We start from the raw sequence: 24,532 nt of genomic DNA, 5'->3' as shown, positions 1-24,532 counted from the left end.
CCTGAGCAATACACCCACATGTAGCTGTTCACCTTATCGGATTTCACCACTTTCAGTGGCGTTTCATCGGCAAACAACGTGGGCTGCGTTAACAACCCTGTTTTAAGCCGTTCCACCAGTGGTGCAAACAGTGTGGCGGATTTGTCTATCCAGCTGCTCATGGTCTGACGGCTCAGCTCAATACCATATTGCCTGAACATCGCTTCCTGGCGATAAAGCGGTAACCCATATTGGTATTTACTGGTGATAAGCTGACTGAGCAAACTGCTTGTCGCGATACCTTTATTAATCGGCATCGCAGGCATTGGTGCTTGTTTTATTGGCGTATTCGTCGAGGATTTATCACAGTGACGGCACGCGTATTTAGGCCGAATGTGCTCAATGACTTTGATTTGAGCGGGGATAAACTCAAGCTTTTCTGACTTATCTTCACCCATTTTATGTAGCTCACCGCCACAGCAATCACAGGTTTTATCTTCAATGTCGTGGATAACTTGCTCACGGGATAAGTCTTTTGGCAGTGGCTTACGCACCGGTTTTTTGCGGGTATAGCTAATGGATTGTTGCTCAGCCTCAACGGCTTCAACAATCTCTTCTACTTCATTGAATAACTCGCCTTGCCCTACAAAGCCTTCAGCACTTTTGCCGAATTGTTTTTGTTGGGCCAGACGCCAGCGTTCTTCTAGCGCAGCGATTTGCGCATCTTTTTGTAAAGATAATTGCCGCTCATTTTCGAGCAGTTTTTCCAGTTCAGCGATGCGCTGTTGAAGGGCGAGTACATTTTTCATGACGCCTATTTTAAGGCGTCACCAGCGGGTTTCCAGTGCTAAATGAACATCCTTTGATGATCATCAATCGATCGTAAATATTAAAGTAGTTGCTTACCTGCGACATCAATTTTGCTGTGACCAATGACATCATAACCTGACAATAACCAGTGTAATTGTTGCTCGGTTAATGTCATGGAGGGTGACATGAGTTTGGGCCATTTGAACTTATGCTTGTCTAATCGCTTATACCACAGCGCAAAGCCGGTGTTATCCCAGTAAAGCAATTTGAGCTTGTCGCGGCCTTTATTACAAAAGACAAATAGCGCACCACTGAGCACTGGGAGTTCAAGCTCTGCTTCCACTAAGGCGGCTAACCCATTAATCGATTTTCGAAAATCGACCACATCGGCACATAAATAAACGGTGGGCACATCAACAAACATCTTCATGCCATTAGCCCTTTAATAATGGCAACGATATCGGTCGTTGCTAAATCTGCTGGTAGGGTGAGTTGGCCGGTGCGGGTATCAAACTGCAGTGTATTTTGATGAGTGTGCTCGCAGACGTCAGTGGTGGTTTGTTTTAGTTGAATAAAGCGTGATGATGTAGCGCGCGTTGGCAAGGTTGTTTTTTGCTGGTTCTCAGCCTGTAAAGTACGTTGTTTATAATAAGTGGTAATCGAGACATTATGATGTTGGCAGAATTCAACATTAGTGCCTTTGAAATTGCTACGCTGCTGAAGTAACCCTAGCCACTGTGCCGCAGTTCTGTATGTTTTCATCACCTGCTCCAAATTTATCATTGAGCAGGTATTTTCAAATAGTCAGATTAATGATGCGAGGTGTGGTTTGCTAGACGGTTACAACGTACTCATATTAATGGTGCTGATAACCCTCGCTATCGTGTCATGTTTAGGAATACCATTTTCAAAAGAGACAAATTTGCGCAACCAATCGAGACGGTCGTGTCCAAAATCCTCAATTTCTTCCCACCCTTGGCAGCCAGCAATCACAGCGCTGAGGGTAAGGAATAGGATATCAAAGAGTTTATGGACAACTTTACCTTGTTGACGAGGGTCATCAATGTTTGAAAAATATTTGAATAGTTGTAGTTGCGACATAGATTAACTTACTTCTTACAAAAAGAAGTATAAGATCACAAACTCAAGTCAAGGTAAAGCTTCGTGATCTTGCCCTGGTGTTGGGCTAAGTCAACCACAACAATTAGCTTAATAGCAAAGCTTAAGTTTTATTGCTTTCTTTGGCATCTAACTTTCTGGTGGGGTAAAAGATTTGATAATCCTTTCTATAATATCTTTGAGCCCCGGCTGGCTAAGGACCTCGTGTCTTGTGATTGCTTGAGCAGCAACTAGACTTTCATCTTCGTCGAAGCTAATTTTCTTCGATTTAGATTGTTTAATAAAATCTTTCAACACATCAATATCGTAGGCATTTAATCTCATATTATTTTGTATCTGATGATCGAGTTGATGTGAGTCTGTGGTTGTAGAACTAAGCAAAGGCATTTCTTTCAAGCTTCTAGCTGTATTTAATTGATTCTGCAGTCCTTTTATTTGACCTGTAATAAGAGATAACTTATAACGCAATACGTGATTGCTAATGGTTTTTAATTCATCATCAGTTATTAGCTGAAGTTCATTTTCAGCCTTAATGTTTCCTTTGAAACTGCCTTTAATAGTTGTTTTATTTGAAATATTAATCCATGCATCTATAAGCCTCCTATATGGCCCATCTTTTTTATTATAAATAGTGCGTTTCGATATCTTGACTCCGCTGCTATTTAGCATGGACACGACAGGTGCTATAGCTACTCGTCCGCCATTTTTATGTATTATCACACAAGCATTATTAATATGTTCAAGCATACTCTTAGTGCTTAAAGTTTTGACTTCGGATTGAAGCAGGGTGAAAAGACTTTTAACTTCATTCAATGGGTCATGGTGAGTCATTCTCTACTCCTAATTGCTAATCTTGACGGATTGTTTTTTGCCGAATCAAGAACTTTATGTACGGTGTTGTCTATGCCGAGAACGTTAAACATCGTTAACCCTTTATTTAAGTTTTCGCATTCAGCGGCTCCGACTTTACTTAAAAGAAAGCTTGATAAAGCATCACTTGCTGCACTTTTTTCTTCTTTGGTTAGCGGTGAAAAACTTAATGGTGGTAGACCATTATTTACCAATATTTGATCCACAAAATGGTCTCGCTCCATTTCTCGTCTAACATCTGCAATTTCTGGATATACGCGACTTGCTTGTACTAGTAAATTTTTTGCTTGGAATCCGGTTGTTTCGATTAAATTAATTCCTAGATCACTATTTATTTTCGTTACAGTATTTGTTTCAGAATAATTTTCTTCGATAACCTCACTGTTTAATGGTTTTAGTTTTCGGACACTATTAATGTAATTGTACGTTGCATGAGCATTGTAAATGGTCTGATCTAGTCGCTCTGACTTCGTTTCAATATGCGCATCTAGGTTTTTAATTTTCGATATCATTTCTGGCATAATCAAATGTGATTGATCATTTTTAACAAGATTGTATCGTTGCTTGGTCAATGCTGTTTGTTTTGAGCGAAGCGCATCAATTTCCTTTGCTTGGAAGGTTATTTCTTCGAGCAATTTATTACCGTGCAACCATAATTCTATTAACCAAGGTAATCCTGTTACAAAATGTCTACACATCATGCAATTACCTTGGCCCCCAGGAACAGGACCAAATTTTGCTTTGGTTGAAGCAGTTTCTTTTTTAATTAAAGGGCCACCATCATCACAACGTCGACCACCGAATGGACAGATGCCTAAACTGGTACCTCCCCATATTGCACTTAACGCTTTATTCTCAAGTAAGGTCAATAAGCCTGCTTCATTATTGGCTACCATATAACGTTTAGCCTCATCAAATGTAGCTTCAAGTAACCAATTTTTTAGATCAATTTTTGCATTATCTTCTATTTCTCGTCTGGCTTGATTTAATATGTCTGTGATGTAGCCGTTACTATATTTAAGGTAATAGATAGTCATTAATATTGAAGAGTGTCCAGCGATAATTTTACTAAGAACTTCTATGGGGACACCAGCTTCGGCTAAGCTTGTTAACCCTGCGACTCTCAAACCATGTGGTGTAAACAAAGTCCTTTCTACTTGATTTGTTACCTCATTGACTTTAAGTATAATTTTTACATCTTCTCCTTGTTCATTGAGACGTTGTTCTAGTTTTTCCATGAGCGACCACCAAAATCTCATCAAGATATTGTTGCTAGCTGGAGAGCCAATAGATGAGGAAATTGGACACCGAAAAAGGTAAAAACGTTCGGGGGTTTGCTCTAATACTGATTTAGATGGCCTACTGTCGCTAGTAGAACCCGAAATAAGTGATTTATATGGAAGCGGTCCAGTGACTGGAAAATATCTTTCTTGCCATGTTCTCAACTCGTCAAATTGCTTAATTAAAACTTCATTGTTCCATGGTATTGTATAACCTGACTCTGGTCCAAAACCGACAGCAATATCAGCTGTTTTATTGGTACTGATATAAAAACCAACCGTTTCACGCATTCCGTCAATGACCTTTGTGATTACACCACGCTCAGGTCTTAATGCTTTTAGGTTATTCCAGTATCCTTTATGTTGAGAGCTATTCGTTTCCCATTTTTTATTTCGAGGGTTATAGCGTTGCAGATCTCCCTCACCGGAATCGAGCATGGAGACTTGTATTTTGCGGATCGGTATTTCTATCATGGTTAAAAAAGTGTGGGTATGTACTGGACTCCAAATTGATTCTAATTTTCCTGTCCGGGGATTAAACCAATCAAAATATTGATTTGACAATGATTTCGGCCATTTATAATCATCTTCAGTCAAGATTTCTTGCATTATGATTAAGAAGCTTGTCGGAATTTTCACTTGAACTGTTTCAGAATGAGATGTCGTAGACTTTGTCTTATTCTGCAAATTATCATATTGGTAAGTTGTAATTAATGGGTGACCAATTGAAACAAAAAAACCATTGTCATCAAGTTCAGACATTTGATCTTCTACAATCCACAGTGTGAATCGATATAAATAACTTAGATATCTAGCGTAAGAATTTGGGTATTCTTTTCTGAAATGTTCTAGCGTTTCCTTGCTCCGTTGTTTAGATAAAAAAATTAAAGGATCAATATCTTTTTCATCTAGCAATGCAAGGTAGGTAAAAAAATGAGTAAGTGCTTCGTAGTGGAGTTTTGAACTCTTTATATGCAATACTTCATCAATCCAGCTAATAAATAGTTTTCGCCACTTTTTTAAATTAGGAGATAAGCCTTCGCTTAATTGTAAGCGTGTTTTGGTTGTTCTTTTAACTTTGGCATAATCGAAATAAAATTTATCATTATTTGCTTTAGAAAGAATCTCACCGATTCCTCTAATCGCGATAGTGTACTGTTGAGTGACATCTTGATCGTATTGTAACTCTGGAGTTTTTACTTGATTGAGCATTCTTGTCCAATGCTCTGGGGTTATGTCACTAATCTCACTGATTTTTAGATATTGAGCGATAGCATCGGATACTTGGAATATATTTCTATCAATTAAACGTTTATTAGCGTCAGATTTAGTGTTTTTATAAATATTTACTAATTTAAAATAGTTTTTTATGTCAATTGAAAGAGGATTATTTGAAGTTTTTTCTAGATTTTCTGCTCTGAGTGCGGGAGTTCTAGTTAATTCACCACTAACTAATTTTACTATGATTCTCTTAAAGTCATTCATTATTTTATACCTAAAGTGTCTAACAGTCTTGGCATGGTACTGTCCATATTCTGTCTTGCTTGATTGAGGCAATCTTGGATTCGATGAAATGTTGGAGCTGTGTAAGCTCCCTGAGAAAGCACACTTCTCTGTCTTAAACACTTTTGGATTATTTTAGGCTGAATTCCCATATCGGCTAGCGAACCAGCAAAAAAATGTCTTCCCCCATGTGGAACTGTTCCATATTCTAAACCTCTGGGTATTACTATATCAGATACATTTTCTAACCTATCTAGAGCTCTCGAGAATGCCTTTTTGTATGCACTTAGGCTATAAGGGCTTCCAACATAGCTTTCTCCAGTCGCACGGTCTATACCATTCGATACAAACAAAAATGGATGATCGGGTCTACCTTGGTTTCGATTCACTTCAATCAAATTGGGACGGAACCTAGTTAGATAATAAATATACATCTGATTAAAAAGGAATTGTGCATTTGAATGTAGAAAAAATACAGTTGCTGTTAACGACTTATCAGTTAATAAATTCTTCCATCCGACTTTGTAGCTCTTTGATGGTCCTTTTGTTCTGGGCATAAGCCCTCTTTCTGCTAAATACTGAGACCGAAGTTTGTCTTCGCCTATAATAAAAGTCTTAGCGTCACTAGGGTGCCTTAAATGAACTTGACATAAACCACCACCTGAGTAGTCAGGAATTACGTCGTTAAACCATAAATGTAGAGGCTCACTATTTCTCATTCCAGAAAAGAATAGTAATAAGGTTATCATTTTAGCTGTGATATCTTCTCGCTCGTGTAGAATTTCGGATTTATCATCCAAAATAAAACCATATTTGAACAACGGGCCAATAAGGTCAATTGGGAAGCGCTTTGCTGATTCGGCGCACCATTTAGTCGTGGTAGAGGACTTATGGCTAATAATCTCAAGCTGTTTTTGATCTCGTAATTTTTTTGCTTGATTTGTTGTATTGGAAAGATGCCCAAGAAATGAAAGTTTTTTTATGATGATTGCTTGAAATAAGAATTTGAGTGATGCTGGCTCATTATTGGGTTTAATTAAAATCCGGGATTTCAAAAATGTGCTGTTTGAAATTCCTTCGTCATTCAGGAAACTGATAAAGTCAGTAATTGCAGAGCACACTCGTTTTGTTACAGCCATTGAACTTGGTGGCCAATATAATTTTGTTGAGTCTAGTCCTGATTTTATGTCGATTGTTCCCATCAATAGTGAATTGGCAAAAGACCTGAATATAGTTCGATGTGGATCAGAACCTTTAAAAATTGGAATATTGAGTTCGCATTGACAAAAGTCGTAGAACAGTCCAATTGCTCTGACGCGTGTTCGATGCCATGAAATACTTTTATCTGAATTGGCGATAGAATAATTGACCAGAGACTCCATCCGTTTGATGCCATCAGACGTGTTGAGATAGAGTACCGGAATGATCAAACCACTCATATATTCGACTTCTTGATTTAAGATGGTATGAAATTGGGGGGTAGTTGAATTTATCATTATGTCAAAATACCTTTGTCTTAATCAATGTCGAATAAATGTGCAGGTAACTTTATACCTGGTGGTAACACAAGTAAACTAATTAAAAAAAAGTATTGCATTACAAAAAAAATAACCTATAATCCATTCGTCCGTTACCAAGATAGGTAAAGTAAGGTAACTTTACTTAGGTGGTAATAAGAGCACCCGCCTTCTAAGCGGGTGGTCGCAGGTTCGAATCCTGCCGGGCGTACCATTTTCAGTGGTGATTGTAGCTCAGTTGGTAGAGTCCCGGATTGTGATTCCGGTTGTCGTGGGTTCGAGCCCCATCAGTCACCCCATTATTTTATCGTGCAGTGCATTAATCGCACGATTATTAAAAAAAGCGACCTTAGGTCGCTTTTTTTATAGCCAAAATGGCCATTTTCAGGCTCGACTCTATAGAAAACGCTAGCTATAATGGCGCGTCTTGATAAGTATCAATTAAAGAGCAACTCGCGCCGCTGCAAAATTTTGCCAGTATCAATGTGCGTTAGTCACAATCAATCATCAAGAAACGAATAATTAATAGTTGAATTGTCGACTATTACAAAGGACGTTTAGACATATTTCGAGGTAATACAATGCAAGTTTCTGTTGAAACAACTGAAGGCTTAGGTCGTCGCCTAACTATTTCTGTTCCTGCTGAACAAATTGAGAAAATGGTAAAAGACGGTATCACTCGCGAGGCTAAACGCGCTCGTCTTCCTGGTTTCCGTCCAGGCAAGGTACCGTTAAGCGAAATCAACAAGCGTTATGGCAAAGCTATCCGTCAAGATGTGATGGGTGAAGTGATGCAACGTAACTTTATCGAAGCTATTATCGCTGAGAAATTAAACCCAGCTGGCGCACCAACCTTTATGCCTGGTCAGTCTGTTGGTGAAAACTTTGAGTTTGTTGCTACCTTCGAAATCTATCCAGAGATCACTTTAACAGGTCTTGATACTATCGCCGTTGAGCAGCCTAAAGCTGAAGTTAACGATGCCGATTTAGATGCGATGATTGAAACTCTTCGCAAGCAACATGCAACGTTTGCTGCGGTTGAGCGTGCAAGCGTTGATGGCGACAAAGTGAAAATGAACTTTGTTGGCACTATTGATGGTGAAGAATTTGAAGGCGGCAAGGCTGATGACTTCGAACTTCAGTTAGGCAGCAACCGTATGATCCCAGGTTTTGAAGCTGGCGTAACTGGCCATAAAGCCGGTGAGTCTTTCGATATCGACGTAAACTTCCCTGAAGATTACCACGCTGAAAACTTAAAAGGTAAAGCGGCTAAGTTCGCTATCACTTTAACTGAAGTTCAAGCGGCTAACCTTCCTGAAGTTAATGATGAGTTTGCAACTTTATTTGGTATCACTGACGGCGGCGTTGACGCACTGAAAGCTGAGATCCGTAAGAACATGACTCGTGAACTTGAGCAAGCGCTTAAAGCTAACGTGAAAGAGCAAGTGATTAACGGTTTATTAGCCGCTAACGATGTGACTATTCCTACAGCATTAATTGAAGGTGAAGTTGAAGTACTTCGCAAGCAGGCAATGCAACGTTTTGGTGGTCAAACTCAAAACATGCCTGAGCTTCCAGCTGAATTATTTACTGAGCAAGCTGAGCGTCGCGTTAAGATCGGTCTATTATTAGGCGAAGTGATCAAAACTAATGAGCTAAAAGCTGAAGATGACCGCGTTCAAGCGCTAATTGCATCTATGGCTTCTGCTTATGAAGATCCATCTGAAGTTGTTGCTTACTACAATAGCAACAAAGAAATGATGCAGAACATGCGTAACGTTGCGCTTGAAGAGCAAGCTGTTGAAGCGCTACTAAAATCTGCTAAAGTAACGACTAAAGACGTTGCTTTTGAAGAATTTATGAACAAGGCTAGTGGCCGCGCGTAAGCTTAGCTTGACTTGAACTGCGGTTCGCCATTTATAATGGCTCGTATGAGGCTCCTCATGCGGGCCATTTTTATTTTAGGGAAGTGAATAATGCATAAAGCGCCAGAATCTGTACTCAATGCTCTTGTACCTATGGTTATCGAACAAACTGCTAAAGGTGAGCGCTCATACGATATTTACTCTCGTCTGTTAAAAGAGAGAATTATATTTTTAGTTGGCCAAGTTGAAGAGCACATGGCCAACCTTATCGTGGCGCAGTTACTGTTCCTTGAATCAGAAAGCCCAGATAAAGATATTTATTTATACATCAACTCGCCAGGTGGCTCAGTCACTGCGGGTATGGCGATTTATGACACCATGCAATTTATCAAGCCAAACGTTAGCACCGTGTGTATCGGTCAAGCGGCGAGCATGGGTGCATTCTTATTAGCAGGCGGTACTAAAGGTAAGCGTCATTGTTTGCCTAACTCACGGGTGATGATCCATCAGCCTCTGGGCGGCTTCCAAGGTCAGGCGTCGGATATTGCTATCCATGCTCAAGAAATTTTGGGTATCAAGAACAAGTTAAACCAAATGTTGGCCGATCATACTGGTCAGCCTCTTGAGGTTGTTGAGCGCGACACCGACAGAGATAACTTTATGAGTGCCACTCAGGCAATGGATTATGGTCTAGTTGACTCAGTGATGACGAAACGTGGCTGATTTTTAGGTCACAGTAGGCTATTGTGAACATAACGATAGCCTGTGTGGCTAGTAAGTCTTCTGACTACAAGCAGTGTGTAGGCTGCAAATAGAGGTAGGGTAATGGGCGATAACAAAAATAACGGTGACAGCGGTAAACTGCTGTACTGCTCTTTTTGCGGAAAAAGCCAGCATGAGGTGAGAAAACTCATTGCGGGTCCTTCTGTATATGTATGTGATGAATGTGTCGAATTGTGCAATGACATTATTCGTGAAGAGATCAAAGAGATCTCTCCTAAGCGTGATCAAGATAAATTGCCTACGCCTCATGAGCTGCGTAATCATTTAGATGAATACGTTATAGGCCAAGATAAAGCCAAAAAAGTCCTCGCGGTTGCTGTGTATAACCATTACAAGCGTTTGCGTAATGGCACCACCAAAGAAGGCGTTGAACTTGGCAAGAGTAACATCTTGTTAATTGGCCCAACCGGTAGTGGTAAAACCTTGTTAGCGGAAACGTTAGCCCGTTCATTGAACGTGCCGTTTGCTATGGCCGATGCGACTACGCTAACTGAAGCGGGTTATGTGGGTGAAGATGTTGAAAACATCATTCAAAAGTTGCTGCAAAAGTGTGATTACGATGTAGAAAAAGCCCAGCGCGGCATCGTCTATATCGATGAAATTGATAAAATCAGCCGTAAGTCTGATAATCCATCAATCACTCGAGATGTGTCGGGTGAAGGCGTGCAACAAGCCTTGCTTAAACTGATTGAAGGGACGGTTGCCTCTGTGCCTCCTCAAGGTGGTCGTAAGCACCCACAGCAAGAGTTTTTACAGGTTGATACCTCTAAAATCTTATTTATCTGTGGCGGCGCGTTTGCAGGTCTTGAGAAAGTGATTGAGCAGCGTGCTCACACAGGTACGGGTATTGGTTTTGGCGCAGAAGTGAAAGGCGAGCAAGATAAAGCCACAATTTCGCAAATCTTGGGTCAAGTTGAACCTGAAGATTTAGTGAAATACGGCCTTATTCCTGAGTTCATCGGTCGTCTGCCAGTGGTTGCGACCTTAACTGAACTTGACGAATCAGCCTTGATACAGATTTTGTCTCAACCAAAGAATGCGTTAACTAAGCAATATGGCGCATTATTTGAGATGGAAAATGTTGAGCTTGAGTTCCGTGACGATGCCCTTAAAGCCATCGCGCAGAAAGCCATGAACCGTAAAACCGGTGCCCGTGGTCTGCGGTCAATCGTAGAAGGTATTTTACTGGATACCATGTACGACTTGCCGACAGTCAAAGGCGTAGTGAAAGCCGTTATTGATGAATCAGTGGTTAAGGGGGAATCAGATCCAATCCTTATCTATGAGAATAACGACACCCAAGCGGCGTCGGGTGAACAATAATTGTTCTATCAGTTAATAAACTGATAAATAAGGAGTCCATTGGGCTCCTTTTTTTATTTTAGGCATTGAAACTGAGGCTTGTGCCCCAATATACTCATAATTAATCCATTTCTTAACACGGAAACTAGCTATGACCGAAGAGCGTGAAGCGCATATCGAACTCCCCGTGCTGCCACTGCGAGATGTGGTGGTCTATCCCCATATGGTTATTCCGTTGTTTGTCGGCCGAGAAAAATCTATCCGTTGCCTCGAATCGGCCATGGAGCAAGACAAGCAAATCCTATTGGTTGCCCAGCGTGATGCTGACTTAGATGAGCCGGGTAAGGACGATATATTTGATATCGGTACCGTCGCCTCTATTTTGCAGCTGCTTAAGCTTCCCGATGGCACAGTCAAAGTACTGGTTGAAGGCGGGCAGAGAGCCAAAGTGCTTGGCTACACCCAAGAAGAAAGCTTCTTTGTAGCAAAAGCTGAATATTTAGAGTCTGAAGACCTTATCGAAAAAGAAGAAGAGGTATTGGTTCGTAGCGCGATTAGTCAGTTTGAAGGCTACATCAAGCTAAACAAAAAAATTCCACCCGAAGTACTCACTTCACTTTCGGGCATCGATGAAGCCGCGCGCCTTGCCGATACCATGGCGGCCCATATGCCGCTAAAGCTTGAAGACAAGCAAGCCGTACTTGAAATGATCAATGTCGGTGAGCGTCTGGAATACTTAATGGCGATGATGGAATCGGAAATCGACCTATTGCAGGTTGAAAAACGTATCCGTACTCGGGTTAAGAAGCAAATGGAAAAGAGTCAGCGTGAGTACTATTTGAATGAGCAAATGAAAGCCATTCAAAAAGAACTGGGTGATATTGATGAAAGCCATGACGAATTTGATGTCTTAGGTAAAAAAATCGAAGACGCTGGCATGCCAGCAGATGCCAAAGACAAAGCCAATGCTGAGCTTAATAAGCTTAAGATGATGTCACCTATGTCGGCTGAAGCCACAGTGGTGCGCAGCTATGTGGACTGGATGACGTCAGTGCCTTGGAAAAAACGCTCTAAAATCAAGCGTGATTTAGCCAAAGCCCAAGTGGTACTGGACACAGATCATCACGGTCTTGAAAAAGTGAAAGACCGCATTTTAGAGTATTTGGCGGTACAAAGCCGTGTAAGACAGCTTAAAGGGCCAATTTTGTGCTTAGTGGGCCCACCGGGTGTGGGTAAAACCTCATTGGGCCAGTCGATTGCTAAAGCGACCGGCCGTGAATACGTGCGAGTTGCTTTAGGCGGCGTACGTGATGAAGCTGAAATCCGTGGTCATAGACGGACTTACATTGGTTCAATGCCGGGTAAAATTATCCAGAAGATGGCCAAAGTTGGGGTGAAAAATCCCTTGTTCTTGCTCGATGAAATCGACAAGATGAGCTCGGACATGCGCGGCGATCCAGCATCTGCACTGCTTGAAGTGTTAGATCCTGAGCAAAATGGCACCTTTAACGATCATTACCTCGAAGTCGATTACGATTTATCCGATGTGATGTTCGTGGCGACCTCAAATTCAATGGACATTCCAGGGCCGTTATTGGACCGTATGGAAGTCATTCGTCTGTCTGGCTATACCGAAGATGAAAAGTTGAACATTGCTAAAAAACACTTACTGGATAAGCAAATTGAGCGTAATGGCTTAAAAGCCAAAGAAGTGCATATCGATGACAGCGCAATCTTAGGTATTATTCGTTATTACACCCGTGAAGCGGGCGTGCGAGCGCTAGAGCGCGAGCTTTCAAAAATTTGCCGCAAAGTGGTTAAGCAAATTTTATTGGATAAAAGCATTAAATCTGTCGCTATTAATCAAGACAACCTAAAAACCTTCTTAGGGGTGCAGCGGTTTGATTACGGCAAAGCTGAGTCTAAAAACCAAATAGGCCAAGTAACTGCGCTTGCGTGGACCCAAGTGGGCGGCGATTTACTGACCATAGAAGCGACCTCGGTTGCGGGCAAAGGTAAATTGACTCATACGGGGTCATTGGGCGATGTGATGCAGGAGTCAATCCAAGCGGCCATGACGGTTGTGCGTGCGCGTGCTGAACAATTGGGGATTAATGCTGATTTTTATGAAAAGCGTGATATCCATGTGCATGTGCCAGAAGGTGCTACACCTAAAGATGGGCCTTCAGCGGGCGCGGCTATGTGTACTGCTTTAGTGTCTAGCTTGACCGGTAATCCGGTTCGTAGCGATGTCGCCATGACGGGTGAAATTACCTTACGTGGAGAAGTGCTGCCAATTGGTGGCCTGAAAGAAAAGCTGCTTGCAGCCCATCGTGGCGGCATAAAGCATGTGCTAATTCCAAAGGAAAACGAGCGTGACTTGGAAGAAATTCCTGCTAATGTTATCGCCGATTTACTTATTCATCCGGTTCGCTGGATTGATGACGTCCTTAAATTAGCATTAGAAAAGCCAGTTGAAGGCTTTGAAGTGGTTAAAAAGTAGCTAGAAAGTATAGAAATTTGCTAGCTAGGCAAAAAAAATGAAAAAAGGGGCTTAACAAACGCTAGACCTGTGGTAGCCTAGGTCTGTGGAGAGTCAGAGACTCCAAGCCCTTGGGGTAGCTGACTTTGAGCTGTATCCAGTTTCATTTTTTTGGTTTTCATAATAGGTTTGACACAATAACAAACTTATAACAATAAAGCCTCCGCGGACCGCTCCATTATGGACTTGGTTGCGGCGCAACAATAACATTCAAGGGGATGACATGAACAAATCTGAACTAATCGAGAAAATCGCATCTGGTGCTGATATCTCTAAAGCGGCAGCTGGCCGTGCACTAGATTCTTTTATCGCTGCTGTGACTGAAGGTCTAAAAGACGGTGATAAAATTTCTCTAGTTGGTTTTGGTACATTCGAAGTACGTGAACGTGCTGAACGTACTGGCCGTAACCCACAAACGGGTGCAGAAATCAAAATCGCTGCGGCAAAAATTCCAGCATTCAAAGCTGGCAAGTCTTTAAAAGACGCTGTTAATTAATTTTAATATTGCGGCCTTTGTAAGGCATCTGTTGTTGCTACAGCTAGGCTGGACAGCAATAGGCATAAATACCCTGTATTAGACTCGGTATTTGGGACATGGGCTTAATCGCCAAGTCCTACATATTACAAAAAAGGCGCATCCATCCTGTGATGCGCCTTTTTAATTTTAATCGCAACAAGCGAGAATTCAGATGTTAGAGAAAATTCGCGAAGGATCACAAGGCGTTGTTGCCAAAGGCATTTTAGTGCTTGTGATATTCTCCTTTGCCTTTGCTGGTGTCAGCAGTTATTTGGGAACTTCAACGGATTTGCCCGTCGCTATCGTTAATGGTGATGAAGTATCTACCAGTGAATTAGAACAAGCATTCCAAAATGAACGTAGCCGTATCGAGCAGCAATTAGGTGACATGTTTGAAACCTTAGCCGCAGATGAAAATTACATGGCGGGTATTAAGCAGAGCGTACTTGATAAATTAGTGGGTGATAAACTTATTGATCAAGCCGCCTTTGCGTTAGGCCTGCGCGTGTCGGATGAACAAATTAAGCAAGCTATCGTATCAGAGCCTGCATTCCAAACTGATGGTGTGTTCGATAATAACCGTTATCAGGCAGTGCTACGCCAATTAGGCTATCAGGCTGTTAGCTTTAAAAATATGATGCGTGTAGACATGACTCGTCGTCAGCTACTGTCTGCATTAGTGGGGAGTGAATTTGCCCTTGAAGGCGAGGCTAAACAGCTTGCAGAAGTGCAAGGTCAAACCCGTGATATTCGTTTTTTAACGATTGATTCAAATGAGTTTTTAACTGAAAACACAGTGACGGATGAAGAAGCTCAAACTTATTATGACCAACATCAGGCTCAGTATTTAAGCCCTGAAAAAGTCAGCCTTGAGTATCTTGAGTTGAATGTCGCTGATCTTGCTAAAGAGGTTACGACTTCTCCTGAAGAAGTAAAAACTTATTATGATGAACATAAAAAACAGTACCAGACCGCAGAAAAGCGTCTTGCTGCGCACATTTTAGTCAACAAGACTGAAGATGCTGCAGCTGATGAAGCCAAAGCTGCTGCTATTGTTGCTAAGTTAGCTGCAGGTGAGAGTTTTGAAGCCTTGGCAAAAACTGACTCTGATGACAAGTTCAGTGGTGAGCAAGGCGGTAAGCTTGATTGGTTTGAGCCAGGCGTTATGGACGCAGATTTTGATAAAGCATTATTCTCGTTAGAGAAAGGCGCGTACTCAGATGTAGTGAGCACAGAATTTGGCTATCATATTGTTAAGCTACTTGATGTGCAAGCTGGGCAATTAGCAGCTTTTGCTGATGTTGAAGCTAAGATAGTTGCGCAACTTCAAGAGAAAAAGGCCTTAGATAAATTCTACGGTTTACAGACTAAACTTGCCGACATTAGCTATGAAATCCCTGATACCTTAGCGGATGCCGCCACGGCCATTGGTGCTAGCATCAAGACAACTGAGTTGTTTGACCGTAACGCTGTACCTGCGCAGTTTAACCAAACTGAGTTCATCAAAGCGGCGTTTTCAGATCAAGTGATTGCCAGTGGCATGAACAGCGATGTTATCGAAATCGCCCCTAACCACATTCTTGTGGTGCGTATGAAAGAACATCAAACAGCTGGTACGCTGAGCTTCTCAACGGTAAAAGCGAGCATTTTAGCCCGTTTGCAACAAGACAAAGCTCAAGAGGCGGCACTGGCTAAAGCTGCTGAGTATATGGCTCAACTTAAAGACAGTGCATTTGATGCATCGAGCTTAAGTTTAACTACACAAGCTAAACTTAGTCGTTATAGCCAAGATGTTGATAGTGGCATAGTTGCGAAAGCATTCCAGATGCCAGTACCTGCTGTTGGTGCCGTGAGCATAGATACCGCAGAGCTTGCTTCTGGGTATGCTATTGTCCTATTGGATAAAGTGAACCAAGCGGAAGGAATTAACGATAACGTGCTTGATGCAATGAAGCAGAGATTAACGCCGCAGTACAGTGAAGCCGATTACCGTGGTTTAATCGCATCGTTAAAGGCTAAAGCTGATATCGAATATCCAGCGCCAGAATAAATTAACTCAGATATAGAAATTGATATATAAATCCCAAAAGACCAAGGCTTGCCTTGGTCTTTTTGTTTTTGTTGATAATGTAGTGCAAGGAAGAGCTGATGTTTAGCCTAAAGAGTTACTTTGATCATAATTTTGAAGATCTTGATATGCCAGAAAAAATGCTTAGCAATATTGAGTTTGAACAGTGCGTATTTTATCGCTGTAACTTCAGTGAGGTGATGTTTTCGGGGTGTAAGTTTCTTGAATGTCGCTTTGTGCAATGTAATTTTAGTCTAGCCCGCCTTGGTTTTAGTATATTTGATAGTGCAGAATTTGATGAATGCAAACTGCTCGGTATCGACTGGACCCAGGCTCAGTGGCCGCAATTTAGCAGCGGCTCTGCGGTTTCATTTAATCAATGTATTTTAGATTCAGGCTCTTTTTTGGGCCAACAGCTCAAGCTGATGAAGATGCGGCATTGTCGCGCCCACGATGTTGATTTCAGAGATGCCAATCTTAGCCAAGCTGAAGTTGAAGGCACAAGTTTTAGTCATAGCCTGTTTCATAGAACCAACTTAACCAAAGCGAATTTTACTGATGCTACAGGCTTTCACATCGACGTGAATAATAATGCCATTAAAGGTGCCATATTTAGCCGCCTTGAGGCACTCACATTGCTCGAAAGTTTAGGCATAGAGTTGGTTGATTAGGCTTGATTGGTTAATGTAGGCTCATTGGTTGGAAAAGGATGTACATGATGGAAGATTATCAACAAAAATTTGAGTGCGTGCTGAGCTATATTGATGAGCATTTGTCTCAGCCCTTGAAACTTGAAACCTTAATTGCAATCGCAGGCTTACCTGAAAATCATGGTCAAGGGCATTTCTTACGCTTATTTAACGCCATGTATAGCATTGAGTACTTTGATTACATTAATCTTCTTAGAGACTTACAATCCGTGTTTGAGCTTGCTTATAGGCCGAATATGTCCATGGCTGATATAGCATCAAATGCCAGTTTTCAATGCGCTAAGGCCTTCTCAGAAGACTTTAATGCTAGAAATGGCATAACACCAGAAGCGTTTAGGTTAAACCCCGAGTGGGGCGCTTGGTTTGAAAAACAGAAACCGCTGGATAAAATGCGTGAGCCATCACTGGCGTGGAGCGGCCCAGAATATGAAGTCTCGCTTGCCAATCTAGCGGCTATCGAGCTTGCGGTTTTTGAACACAGAGGCCGCGTTTCTGAATTGTATAACAGTCAGCAAATCTTTAGCAGTTGGCGCCGAGTGCTGCATACGCCGCCAAGTCTTAGCCGTACGTTTGAGCTTGTTTATCATGACAATGGACATGTACCAGCCTGTGAATATCGCCTCGATATCGGCGCCGAAATTAGCCGGCCATTAACAGTGCAAGATGCAGGCATAGTCAGCAAGCAACTGCCTAAAGGCCGTTACGCATTACTCGCCCATAAGGGGGATGTTAACAGCCTGCAAGTCGCCATCAAGTACTTATACAGCCAGTGGCTACTAAAAAGTGGCGAGCCATTAGCCGACTTCCCCTTGGTACTTGAGCGAGTCACACCGTTCTGTGAAGCTACGCAACATAAAGCCATCACGTATATTTATCTTGGGCTTAACACATAATGGATAACTTCTTGGGCTAGTCATTGTGTTTACTGCGTCAATTTGTAATTATTGGTATCGAAAACGCTATAGATATACAGATAATACAGTGGTTTAGGTAAAATATTAGGTATTTAATAGCGTGTCTGCCCAGCCGTAAGGCTTTGGGGATAATGAGTGTTAATCATCAACAAGGAAGCATGATGGAAATTTTACCCGATGAAACCCACAAGCGATTCATCGCGATTTTAAACAAAAAAATGGATAGCGGGCGCACACTTAATGTTCTTGGGCATATTAGTGTCGGATTAGCAGATTTGCTACCTGCAGGTGAGGCCAAGTATGTTAATTACACCGATATGGATGGTAATGAACACCCTAATTTATCTCATTATCCGTTTATTGTATTAAAGGCCGATAACTCGAATAAAATTAGAAAAGTGCGCGAGGAAGCGGTATCTAGAGGGATCAGCTTTACCGATTTCACTCATACCATGATCGAAGGCGGCTCAGTTATTCAGCAAGCCGCAACGGCATTAACAGCTGAAGCGGACTTGGAGTATTTAGGCATCTGCTTGTTTGGCGACACGAGTGTGCTAAGTGAATTCACTAAGAAGTTCAGCTTATACAAATAACCCCAAAGCAGGCCAGAATTCAGATAATAACAGCGACACAACTAACTAGCTAATAGCACCGATCCGCTCAAAACGCACGCAACTTGGGATCCAAGCGGGAACCCAGCTGTCCGCGCTATGTTCATATTCAAAACTCACCCAAATAGCCACGGCTTTACCCACAAGATTTTCTTCAGGGACAAATCCCCAAAAACGGCTATCTGTGCTGTCATCTCTGTTGTCGCCCATGGCGAAATACATGCCTTGAGGGACTAAAAACTCGCCGGTGTTAAGACCAGGTTGCCTAAAGTAGTGCGAACTGGCTTCAGGCCTAGCGGGATTGATTAACACATGGTGGTTAACATCACCGAGCTGCTCCCTCAAGCGAATTAACGGCACCCCAGATTTAGTAAATTCGCCGCGATTAACTTGCACCCTGTCTATGGTCATGGCTTCAGGGCAGCTGTGTTTATTATTACAAGCAGGCGTTATCACTAATTCTTTATTGTTGTAGATAACTTTATCACCAGGAAGCCCTATGACCCGCTTTATATAGTCTATTTTAGGATCTTCAGGATACTTAAAGACGATGGCATCGCCACGCTGAGGTTTGCCGGTTTCAACTAACTGAGTGCGCCATACAGGATCTTTTAATCCGTAGCTGAATTTTTCCACCAAAATAAAATCATCCACCAGTAAGGTCGGCATCATAGAGCCTGATGGAATTTGGAATGGCTCATAAAGAAACGAGCGTAGCACCAATACAAAAGCAAAAACGGGGAACACCCCATGAGCCATGTCAACCAAGATTGGCTCACGAGTTATTTTATTGATGGCATCATGGGTTAACGGCACATTCTTAGCTTGCAATAACGCCAATGCCGCGCGGCGTTTAGGCGCGAAAATCTGGGCATCGATTAACCAAATGATGCCTGTGAGTGAGGTAATGATAACTAAAATAATAGAAAAATAGGCAGCCATTGCAGATGATGCTCCAGAGGTTTCAAATATGGTTCAGACTAACGACGATGAAAAATAACGTTTTTTTAACCAAGATAACAGCATTAAACTGTTACCAAATATAGTGAAACGGTTGTTAAGGCGGTATGAGTCGTTTTCTTTTTAAGCAATCTTTTAAAACCCAAATGCCTTAAGCTCAATGGTTCGAAAGAGCCGCTTAGCCTAACACTCACTCATTAGCTACAGTGTTACCGTTTAGCTTTAAAATCGGCGCATTTCGGTACTCGCATCATGATTAAGTGCTGACACGTTTTTTTCTCAAAGCTTGTTTGATGTACTGCAATTAGCTTTAAGGTGATCTCGGCCATTGGACTAACGTCCCGAGTGACGCCGTATTCTCAACAGTAAAAAGGTCCCTATGGGCTCGGACGCAGCATCCCTGCTGGCTATACTTGTGATAGACTCGAGCCATTTAGCCTACAACCTCCCATCAGCATTGGAGTTGACATTTATCCCTTAAAAGATCTATCTATAACAACCGATTAGCCGAAGTGTGCTGTAAAAAACAACTACCCCGAATAAGCAAATTCCTATAGCATACCAATTGATCTGGGTGTGGCCGCTGCCATATTTTGGAATGAGTTAACACGCGATTTATGCCTTGCAAACAGCGCAAGGCATAAATACTAAGACGTTATGTTTATCAGGTATTGGCAACAAACTATGAGCTCTAGTTGCCTATTTGTCTTGAATCAAAGTGATAGGGAAATAATTAAATGTGTAAAATAGATTTAACTTTAGTAGGGAATTATCTGGACAGTTCTGACGATTTGAGTAAGTTAGAAAGCATGTTAATAGCTCAGGATGACTTTTCAAAATATGCTATGAACAGTGCTATGGAAATATTATTCAGCCGAGTTGCTAAAGCGCTAGATATTGAAGAAGCTGTTTATAAGAAACTGTCCAATATTAATAAATTTTATTTAGTTAGAGGCGCTTTTCCAGAATATGAAAAAGAATTGAGATCGTTCATTCTTGAACGTTTTTTCAAGTCTACCAGTTGATAAATGTTACCTTTAACTAAGATAAACATAACACATATGAGGTGAATTGTGCTAATCATTGAAGAGGAACTATCGAGCGTTGATGAGCTTTGGGATCTGTTGTCACCTATTGGAGTGTTTTCTAATAAACTAAAGAATCCAATTTTCCGCGGGCATGCAAACGCCTTATGGAATTTGACTCCAACTGTTTTTAGAGATGATATTATCTTAAAATTTCATCGAAAAAGAATGGAGTATTTGAGAACCTCACAGGTAATTGAGTTCGAATTTAGTTTACTTCACGGTTTCCTATTTGGTTGTGATGAGCAAGGAATATCGATTCCTTGTGATAGCCATGATTTCAGAAGTTCAATGGATTATTCGACAGCTATGGCTCGATATGCTGATTCAACGGCAGGATGGCCACATAAAGAATTCCATTCCATATTAGCAATGGCACAACATCACGGAATACCTACTCGATTATTAGACTGGAGTCGTAGCTCTCTTGTTGCTATGTATTTTGCTGCTTCTCAAGTATTGAATTCAAAAGTTGAAACTGAACAACGCTTAGCTGTTTGGGTATTAGATGCAGATAATACTACTCTAGCTAATATCGGTTTGGAAACTGTTTCACCTGCAGGCAGTGTAAGTGAGAACTTGGCAGCACAAAAAGGTTTGTTTTTATTATATAAGGAGCCGAGTAGCGCTTTCTACACCGATGAGTTTTGCCCAGAAACCGAAAAAAGCATAATTGATGATTTATTGGCTAATAACGTAAAAGTATATAAGTTTACACTTCCTGCAAATACTGCCGGTGAATTATTACTAAGGTGTATGAAGTTCAACGTATCGGCTACAACTCTATTTCCAGGTGTTGACGGTGTAGCTAAAGGAGTCATGGAATTTAAGTTAGCTAAACGACAAGCTGGTATACTCTAGAATAGTTCTAACAAGCAATTTTAAATTAACGGTGGCACCCATCGTTAAATTTTGCCGAACCCAAAAAATGTATTTTTAAAGGGAATAAGGTGCCATATATGGACGCTCCCGGTGAGTCAAGGCATCGCTTTGCCCACCAGAGGCTCACCGAAGGCTTTTTTGGCCTTAGTTTTCTGTTCAACAGCTTCATTCTTGCCATTGTTATTGATGCGACTCATTACCGCTAAAAGCGGTTGTACTGCCCTGATGTTTATCAAGAGGCGGGCTATGCACGCATTCGTCTGAATGTGCTGCCCCTGATGAAATTCGCCGATTTAGCCAACCAGCTTCCATAAACGCCAGCGATATTAGCTTGCTAGCAACACACCTTCACAATCTCGCTTGAGCACATGTCGAAAATGCATTATGTTACTGTTTTATAATGGCTGGCCTGATTTTTAGTCATTTGAATAAGCGATACAAAGAAGGTGACTTCATTGGCTATCATGATGATGGTCGAAAAATGTACGCAGGTTCAGTGGACGAAAATGGTCAAGTAATTTCGCAAGTTATTCCTCTAGAGCGTGAAGCACCAATTGTTGACATCTCAACTAAAGCTGATGATCAGCTTGCTGCACAAAACCTATGGAACAACAGCTTAATTGATTGGAGTGGTCTGAATAACCTTTCTTATAACAACTGGAATCTAGAGCAAGAGCAAGGGCAACCTGCACAATCAGATGCTAACTTCTGGAGTTCAGCTTGGGATACTACTAAGTATATTAGTGGAGAACTAATATCGGGTGCAGCAAATGTATTCTACCAACCTGTAGCGCAGACACTCGACTTGGCCGAGTTAGTATTTGTTGCCGCACCATATAACCTGTTTTCTGATGACACTTATGAATTAACAGGCTTTAGTAATGTAAGTCAGCAAACAGATTTTGGGAGTAGTTTTAGGGCAGCATTTGAATATAACCCTATAGGCGGAGTTGGTATAGGCTCCTATGATGCAACAACATCGTTTAAGCAGGGTGACTATGTTGGTGGAATAATTAATACTATAGGTACTGGCTTAGGTTTCTTAGGTATAAAAGGGGCTAATGTACTGGATAACATTAACCTAACTTATGTTGGGCAGAGTGTTAACAACCTCTTTGGTCAAAGCGGTGCATATATTAATGGTAAATATATTCGCACAGTGCCTGCTGATGTTAGTCAGCAATTTCAAGGAATGGGTTATCTCGATCCATTAACAAACACGTTTAAAAATGCACCAGTAAATCAAACGATGGCAGTGGATCACATTTACCCAGTAAAATACATTCAGGAATTACAAAATTTTGACAAGTTAACAGTGAATCAGCAGTCTGCGATAATTCAAGATACAGTTGGTATTGGTAACTTCCAGCCATTGCCTAAAACATTTAACTCATCTAAGGGGTCTAGTTTGGACTGGAATACTTACAAAGGGCAGTCACTTCATCCTGTTTATCAACAGAATTTGATTGATACTGAATTGGACATTCAACGTTCAATTCAGAGACAGATCAATTTATTTAACAAGCAGAATAAAGGAGGGTAATGAAATATGGATATATCATACGAATATATTTGTACGAGCCAATCAGGTATCCCTCAAGATGCTTTAAAACACCTTGATATGGAAATAATTGAGACCGTTGGAAAAGACATATCAAAGATATTCCCGGCATTTAGCACAGCATTCCCTTTTACTGTTGCAAAAATGAAAGATATGTGGGGGCAGCCAAAACTTGTACTAAAACGAGGGCTTAGAGAGTGGTTAACATTTATTGTTATACAAACTGATAACCAGAATTTATTTTTTGCTCTACAACCTGATTTTATGGAAAAAGAAGGAGAAGAGTTCGATGAAAACCACCAAATGTTGCCTGAAGGTTGGAAAGAGCTTTACCGTTGGTTTGATTCGTTTGGTATCACTAAACAAACATTCTTCCCTGGAGACTGGCTCAATACCCCGTTTCGTTATTGCGCCAAAAAGGGTCTGGATAATTATGAGGATATGGTAGGGGTAACCCGTAAACAAACCGATCAGTTTGCTAAAGACTTAGGTTGTGAAAGAGAAGCCTTGAGTTGTTGGTTATTAACAGATAACAAAGACGCTCTATTTATAAATGGAGAGTCAAGTGATGGTAGTGTTTACTACGTTCACGGTAAAGATCTTGAAGTTATTACTAAGCTTAGTAATCCAACAGGAATTTTAGATAAATACTTAGCTCATGTAATCTCTGGTAAATTACCGGCAGAGTTTTCATTCATTGACCATGAAAGAAATGTGGACACACACAATAAATAGCGTGATTAGTAAGCATCCTCTACTAGACTCAGTAAAAGTGTTAATGAGGAGAGCTTGCTATGCCGCGCCCTAGAAGAACTCAGATCAGTGTTGAGCTTCTTGTTTAACATCAGTCCTTTCTACCACTGCAACAGTCGTGTTATTCGCCGTGCATTCTTTACCAATAAAAAGTCTGCGGTGATGATGCACTGGTTTATTGGGTGAGTCGGGTAAAAATTATGACCATCGTCGTGGCTGGATTGAATCGCGCCTGTTTGAACTCGAAGCTGTTTTTGCCATTGATGTGGCCGCCTTTGCACTCTTGTAAATGAAAGGGTCTAACCACCTCCATGTGGTTTGCGTGTTGCCCGAGGTTTTTTAAAAGAGTGAGACAGCAAATCGCTAGACAGATCGAGAAGCGCTCGAGCAGTGGCACAAACTATTTAATGGTGATGAAATAACCCAGAAATTTGTTAAAGGTGAAGTCGTTGAAGCGCATGAAGTGCTCAGATTAAAGCATGCCATCGCCACTTATCGAAGTAGGTTGTGCGACATCAGCTGGTTCATGCGCTGTTTAAACGAGCCAATAGCAAGACAAGCAAATCAAGAAGATAACTGCACTGGTCGTTTCTATTCACCGCCATCCATGGCGCTCACCCTTCGGGCCAGCTGAAGCTGTGCAAATTCGTTCCCGACGAATTTGTGGGAAGGGCGTTTTACCTATTTCCTTTATAAAGAGTCAAGCGCTACTCGATGAGGCAGCAGTGCTAGCCTGCATGGCTTATGTCGATTACTCTTTGTTAACAGGAAGTCCTATTAGGGCCAAGATGGCAAGTACCCCTGAGCAATCAGACCACACCAGTATCCAGCTGCGGATTCAGGCGGCTTTAAAAGGTGAGCAACCTAACAGCTTATTACCTTTCATTGGCAACGAGCGAAA

Annotated in this window: 21 protein-coding genes, 1 tRNA gene and 2 pseudogenes; 16 read left to right on the top strand and 8 right to left on the bottom strand. The window is 41.4% G+C overall.

The window, feature by feature from the left end; translation table 11 throughout:
- From tnpC to H5073_RS16840, 7 genes and pseudogenes are all read right to left on the bottom strand, one after another.
- The coding region (gene tnpC, locus H5073_RS16870; protein ID WP_182680736.1) for an IS66 family transposase at positions 1-788 on the bottom strand (788 nt) is incomplete at its 3' end.
- An 80-nt stretch (positions 789-868) separates the two neighbouring features.
- Positions 869-1,219, bottom strand: a complete 351-nt coding sequence (gene tnpB, locus H5073_RS16865) for an IS66 family insertion sequence element accessory protein TnpB (RefSeq protein ID WP_182680735.1) — start codon at positions 1,217-1,219, stop codon at positions 869-871.
- The gene (locus H5073_RS16860) at positions 1,216-1,551 is read right to left on the bottom strand and encodes an IS66 family insertion sequence element accessory protein TnpB (RefSeq protein WP_182680734.1); all 336 of its coding nucleotides are present in this window, start codon (positions 1,549-1,551) and stop codon (positions 1,216-1,218) included. Before H5073_RS16860 ends, tnpB begins: the two co-directional genes overlap by 4 nt.
- Before the next feature lie 93 nt (positions 1,552-1,644).
- A pseudogene (locus tag H5073_RS16855) lies at positions 1,645-1,890 on the bottom strand (transposase family protein); the annotation flags it as partial.
- Between the two features lie 147 nt (positions 1,891-2,037).
- Positions 2,038-2,739 (bottom strand): gamma-mobile-trio protein GmtX, encoded by a 702-nt coding sequence (gmtX, locus tag H5073_RS16850; RefSeq protein WP_182680732.1) that lies wholly within the window; start codon positions 2,737-2,739, stop codon positions 2,038-2,040.
- Positions 2,736-5,543 carry a VPA1269 family protein gene (locus H5073_RS16845; RefSeq protein WP_182680731.1) on the bottom strand — a complete coding sequence of 936 codons (2,808 nt, stop codon included), beginning with the start codon at positions 5,541-5,543 and terminating at the stop codon, positions 2,736-2,738. Before H5073_RS16845 ends, gmtX begins: the two co-directional genes overlap by 4 nt.
- Positions 5,543-7,057 carry a site-specific integrase gene (locus H5073_RS16840; protein WP_182680730.1) on the bottom strand — a complete coding sequence of 505 codons (1,515 nt, stop codon included), beginning with the start codon at positions 7,055-7,057 and terminating at the stop codon, positions 5,543-5,545. The genes H5073_RS16845 and H5073_RS16840 overlap by 1 nt, the downstream gene beginning before the upstream one ends.
- Positions 7,058-7,301: 244 nt before the next feature.
- Between H5073_RS16840 and H5073_RS16835 the strand changes: the two genes are divergently transcribed.
- The 10 genes from H5073_RS16835 (at position 7,302) to H5073_RS16790 (ending at position 18,372) form a co-directional block, all read left to right on the top strand.
- Positions 7,302-7,377 (top strand) — tRNA-His (locus tag H5073_RS16835).
- A 282-nt stretch (positions 7,378-7,659) separates the two neighbouring features.
- Positions 7,660-8,964: a trigger factor gene (tig, locus tag H5073_RS16830; RefSeq protein ID WP_182680729.1), complete on the top strand. Its 1,305-nt coding sequence runs from the start codon at positions 7,660-7,662 to the stop codon at positions 8,962-8,964.
- A gap of 90 nt (positions 8,965-9,054) precedes the next feature.
- Positions 9,055-9,666: an ATP-dependent Clp endopeptidase proteolytic subunit ClpP gene (gene clpP, locus H5073_RS16825; protein WP_182680728.1), complete on the top strand. Its 612-nt coding sequence runs from the start codon at positions 9,055-9,057 to the stop codon at positions 9,664-9,666.
- A gap of 102 nt (positions 9,667-9,768) precedes the next feature.
- Positions 9,769-11,049, top strand: a complete 1,281-nt coding sequence (gene clpX / locus H5073_RS16820) for an ATP-dependent protease ATP-binding subunit ClpX (protein WP_182680727.1) — start codon at positions 9,769-9,771, stop codon at positions 11,047-11,049.
- 130 nt (positions 11,050-11,179) lie between these two features.
- Complete coding sequence (gene lon / locus H5073_RS16815) at positions 11,180-13,531, top strand: endopeptidase La (RefSeq protein ID WP_182680726.1); 2,352 nt, start codon at positions 11,180-11,182, stop codon at positions 13,529-13,531.
- A gap of 262 nt (positions 13,532-13,793) precedes the next feature.
- Complete coding sequence (hupB, locus tag H5073_RS16810; protein WP_182680725.1) at positions 13,794-14,066, top strand: nucleoid-associated protein HU-beta; 273 nt, start codon at positions 13,794-13,796, stop codon at positions 14,064-14,066.
- Between the two features lie 193 nt (positions 14,067-14,259).
- The gene (locus H5073_RS16805; protein ID WP_182680724.1) at positions 14,260-16,137 is read left to right on the top strand and encodes a SurA N-terminal domain-containing protein; all 1,878 of its coding nucleotides are present in this window, start codon (positions 14,260-14,262) and stop codon (positions 16,135-16,137) included.
- Between the two features lie 98 nt (positions 16,138-16,235).
- Complete coding sequence (locus H5073_RS16800; protein WP_182680723.1) at positions 16,236-16,826, top strand: pentapeptide repeat-containing protein; 591 nt, start codon at positions 16,236-16,238, stop codon at positions 16,824-16,826.
- 44 nt (positions 16,827-16,870) lie between these two features.
- Positions 16,871-17,758 carry a GyrI-like domain-containing protein gene (locus tag H5073_RS16795; protein ID WP_182680722.1) on the top strand — a complete coding sequence of 296 codons (888 nt, stop codon included), beginning with the start codon at positions 16,871-16,873 and terminating at the stop codon, positions 17,756-17,758.
- 152 nt (positions 17,759-17,910) lie between these two features.
- Positions 17,911-18,372, top strand: coding sequence for a DUF2000 domain-containing protein (locus H5073_RS16790; RefSeq protein WP_259394936.1), 462 nt, complete (start codon positions 17,911-17,913; stop codon positions 18,370-18,372).
- Positions 18,373-18,417: 45 nt separating this feature from the next.
- On the opposite strand, the gene lepB is transcribed toward H5073_RS16790, so the two are convergent.
- Entirely contained in the window at positions 18,418-19,332 is a 915-nt protein-coding gene (gene lepB, locus H5073_RS16785; RefSeq protein WP_182680721.1) for a signal peptidase I, read from the bottom strand.
- Positions 19,333-20,087: 755 nt separating this feature from the next.
- Here lepB and H5073_RS16780 point away from each other — a divergent pair.
- The 6 genes and pseudogenes from H5073_RS16780 to H5073_RS18415 form a co-directional block, all read left to right on the top strand.
- Positions 20,088-20,375: a hypothetical protein gene (locus H5073_RS16780; RefSeq protein WP_182680720.1), complete on the top strand. Its 288-nt coding sequence runs from the start codon at positions 20,088-20,090 to the stop codon at positions 20,373-20,375.
- Positions 20,376-20,423: 48 nt separating this feature from the next.
- Positions 20,424-21,296: an FRG domain-containing protein gene (locus tag H5073_RS16775; protein ID WP_182680719.1), complete on the top strand. Its 873-nt coding sequence runs from the start codon at positions 20,424-20,426 to the stop codon at positions 21,294-21,296.
- Between the two features lie 98 nt (positions 21,297-21,394).
- A complete protein-coding gene (locus H5073_RS18420; protein ID WP_259394935.1) occupies positions 21,395-21,523 on the top strand; it encodes a hypothetical protein in 129 nt (42 codons plus the stop codon).
- A 194-nt stretch (positions 21,524-21,717) separates the two neighbouring features.
- Positions 21,718-22,860, top strand: a complete 1,143-nt coding sequence (locus H5073_RS16770) for a hypothetical protein (RefSeq protein ID WP_182680718.1) — start codon at positions 21,718-21,720, stop codon at positions 22,858-22,860.
- A 6-nt stretch (positions 22,861-22,866) separates the two neighbouring features.
- Complete coding sequence (locus H5073_RS16765; RefSeq protein ID WP_182680717.1) at positions 22,867-23,613, top strand: hypothetical protein; 747 nt, start codon at positions 22,867-22,869, stop codon at positions 23,611-23,613.
- A gap of 59 nt (positions 23,614-23,672) precedes the next feature.
- Positions 23,673-24,532 (top strand): annotated as a pseudogene (locus tag H5073_RS18415) (hypothetical protein); the annotation flags it as partial.

Source organism: Shewanella sp. SR44-3 (assembly GCF_014163735.1).
Classification (GTDB): Bacteria; Pseudomonadota; Gammaproteobacteria; order Enterobacterales; family Shewanellaceae; genus Shewanella.
The sequence above is the reverse complement of the archived record's forward strand: the minus strand, read 5'-3'. Positions and strand labels throughout refer to the sequence as shown.